This window comes from Mycobacterium sp. (genome assembly GCF_044370595.1).
Classification (GTDB): Bacteria; Actinomycetota; Actinomycetes; order Mycobacteriales; family Mycobacteriaceae; genus Mycobacterium.
Genome location: NZ_JBILVF010000245.1, coordinates 1 through 3,003, shown reverse-complemented (window position 1 = coordinate 3,003; position 3,003 = coordinate 1). Strand labels below are relative to the sequence as shown.

Genomic DNA, 3,003 nt, shown 5'->3' with positions numbered 1-3,003 from the left:
AGTCGTCGGCGTAGGTGAAGAAGTCCTTGCGCAGCGCCCAGGTGATCCAGTTGACCGGCTGACCAAGCAACCCAGCCGCCTCGCGGGTGCTGTAGATCCGCTCCCCGCGGCACACCCTGTCGGACCGCCCGGCGCTGCGGGCCAGGTTCGCCTCGATCTCGGCGGTCAGCGTCCGCGAGCCGGCAGCGGCCAGCGCCGCGATGTCGAGGTCGTCAACGGCCTTGACCTCCTCCCGCAGCGCGGCGTCGAGGGCGCTGTAGCCGCCCTCCGTCGGGCACGGCGACATGTGCTGGCCCAGCAGCAGATTGAGGCCGTGGCGCTGCAGGGCGAGGCTGAGGCGTCGGATGTGGGCCTCTCGGCAGAGATCCTGGAGGGGAAACGGGCTCCACAGCGAGGTGCGGGTGGCGACGGCGCGACCGAGCGCTGCGACGACGGCGTCCAGTTGAGCGAGGTCGTCGCTGGCCGCAGCGGCCCCCACCGGGAAGGCGAACGTCTCGGCGATGCGGGCCCCGTGCTCGGCGGCCTTGTCGGCCAGTACCTGCCGACGGCTGGCGGTGTCTTCGTCCCCGATCACCAGCACGGCGTAGTCAACGTTGGTCTCCGTCATAGTGCTCCCCCTTCTCTCCCGAACGCCAGGATATCAGAAATCGTCTTATTTATCAAGCTTACCGCGCTAAATGCTAGTATCATTCACTATGGGCAACAACGCTTTACCATCAGCGCGCCGTAGTAGCACTGTATCAACACGCACTGACAAAAAATTCCATCCGCATCCTCGCCCCATCGTGGCGGTGGACATCGCGCTGCTGAGCCCGAATCTGGATGACAAGCGCCTCGAAGTCGCCGAGATGTGGCGCGAGGACACCCAGAGCTGGGCACTGCCGGGTGCGTTCCTGCGCGAGGGCGAGACGCTGGCCGACGCCGTCAGGCGCTGCCTGCACGACAAGCTCGGCGTGCACGGGATTCGCCTTCGCCAGTTGGAGGTGTTCGACGACCCCTACCGCGACGAGCGCGACTGGGTGCTGTCGGTGGCGCATGTGGCCGTGGTGCGTCCCGAACAGTTGCGCACGCTGGGCACCGGCTCGGCGACTCGCACCCGGATGGCGCCGGCGGACCGGCCCGGGACCTTGGCCTGGGACCACGCCGACATCGTCCGATTGGCCAAGAACAACCTCCGCAGGCGCTATCAGTCCAGCGCCGACCCCGAGCACCTGTTGCGCACGGAGTTCACCATGCGCGAGCTACGGCGGATCCACGAAGCTGTCGAGGGCGACGACTTCAAACACGATGCCTTCCGCCGCGCGATGGCCGACCACGTCGTCAGCACAGGGAGATTCGAGGGCACCGGAAGCCGCGGACGGCCGGCGGAACTGTTCGGCAGGGCCAGGTGAGGCCGGCGGCAACCGCAGTCCCGTCACCCCCGGCGGCATCACCACTTGCCCGTCATTCCGACGGCGTTGGTGCGACGACCCGCGAGTCGTGCGGAGTGTAGTTCTCCCAACGGATCTGCGGCTCGCCGTTCCAGCGGTAGGCAACCATGGCGCCGGCGCGGAAGGCGCTGAAGTCGACGCAGGCGGTGTAGGCGGTCCAGTCGTCGCGGTGGACCGGCTCCCACTCCCGCCAGTAGTGGCCGTAGAACAGCGGCACCGTGTCCTGGTAGACGAAGGACAGATACTTGGGGTCGACGTCGCGCGGCTCGTAGATCGGATAGGGATCGCGATTTTCGAACTTCGCCCCGCGCAGTTCAGCCAGACCGGGCAGGCTGGCCGCCTCGTGGTCCCACCACCGGATGCGGGCTTTCCTGCGTTCCTTGCCCGCCTCGTGATCCCAGTACGGCAGCATCCCGTGGTCGGGCAGGTGGATCTCGGGCCCCTTGAGCAGAACCTCGACGGCCTCATACAACTCGCTGCCCTCGCGGGTGGCCTCGACGAAGTGCGCGACGGTCGACAGCCGGTCCGATCCGTTGGTGGCGGCGCGCATAGCGTCCATTGAGCCCGGGTGCCAGCAGGCGTGCACCACGCGGATATCCCCGAGGTCCAGCCACAGCGGAAGGCTCTTGAACCAGTCGATGTAGTGAGCCTGCTGCCCAGGTGTGACTTGGGTCAGGAACTCGATGTGCTGCGCCTTGTTGTGTTCGGTGTGCGGTCGCAGCGGCTCCCCGGTCTCGGGATGTGTGGTGGCCCAGGCGACCGCGTTGAATTCGTGATTGCCCATCACGATCTGCGCGCTGCCGGCGTCGACCATCGCTTTGACCAGCTGCAGCACCTCGAGCTGCTCGGGACCGCGGTCGATCAGATCGCCGACGAACACCGCGGTGCGTTCCGAGTGCCGGTAGACCCCCGCGGATTCCTTGCGGTAGCCGAGTTTGGCAAGCAAGCCAACCAGTTTGGTGGCGCAGCCGTGAACGTCTCCGATGATGTCGTAACAGGGCCCGCGATACGGCAAGCTCACTCTCCTCCCTTCCACTGGCATCTCCCCCTCCGTCTCTTACAACCACGCGATCGTCGATTCTATTCCCAACCTGGCTCCCCGTCGACGCAATCATGGTCGTGCACAGTTACTTTCGCCGATCCCGTCATCCAGCAGCTCCACATGACCGTCGCCCACCGTGATGGGAAAGCCGCCCATCATCTGCGGCACCTGCATCCACAACTCCCGGCCCGGCGGCTCGTGGAGAACCGCCGCGCTGGGGGTATAGGTGTAAGCACCTCCCGCGCCAACGGTGACTGTGCCCCTCCAGGGCGTGTACGTCAACGGCGGCTACTAGGTGAACCCGGCGTCGTACGCGTCGGATTCGCTCAACCCGTAGACCTCGAAGTCGATTGCGCTGAACCCGGCTTCGGCCGCAGCGGCCGGCCCAGCCGGTACCACTCCTGCACCACGCCCCGAGGGCTCCGAGGGCTCCGAGGGCTCCGAGGGCTCCGAGGACCCAACCCGCGCCGGCTCCGAGTCCCGCTCCTGGCGCGGCGCCACCGCTTCTGCTGCTACTTCCGCATCCGCTTC

The 3,003-nt window shown here is 66.8% G+C and carries 3 protein-coding genes and 1 pseudogene; 1 reads left to right on the top strand and 3 read right to left on the bottom strand.

Annotation, left to right across the window (positions count from 1 at the left end; all coding sequences use genetic code 11):
• A pseudogene (locus ADBZ5N_RS18345) lies at nucleotides 1–607 on the bottom strand (hypothetical protein); the annotation flags it as partial.
• 178 nt (nucleotides 608–785) lie between these two features.
• On the opposite strand from ADBZ5N_RS18345, the gene ADBZ5N_RS18340 reads away from it, so the two are divergent.
• Nucleotides 786–1,391, top strand: a complete 606-nt coding sequence (locus ADBZ5N_RS18340; RefSeq protein WP_526259949.1) for an NrtR DNA-binding winged helix domain-containing protein — start codon at nucleotides 786–788, stop codon at nucleotides 1,389–1,391.
• A 52-nt stretch (nucleotides 1,392–1,443) separates the two neighbouring features.
• On the opposite strand, the gene ADBZ5N_RS18335 is transcribed toward ADBZ5N_RS18340, so the two are convergent.
• On the bottom strand, nucleotides 1,444–2,451 hold the full coding sequence (locus tag ADBZ5N_RS18335) for a metallophosphoesterase (RefSeq protein ID WP_526259947.1): 1,008 nt from the start codon (nucleotides 2,449–2,451) through the stop codon (nucleotides 1,444–1,446).
• 312 nt (nucleotides 2,452–2,763) lie between these two features.
• Nucleotides 2,764–3,003 (bottom strand): hypothetical protein (locus ADBZ5N_RS18330; RefSeq protein ID WP_526259945.1); only part of this gene is annotated, 240 nt, incomplete at its 5' end.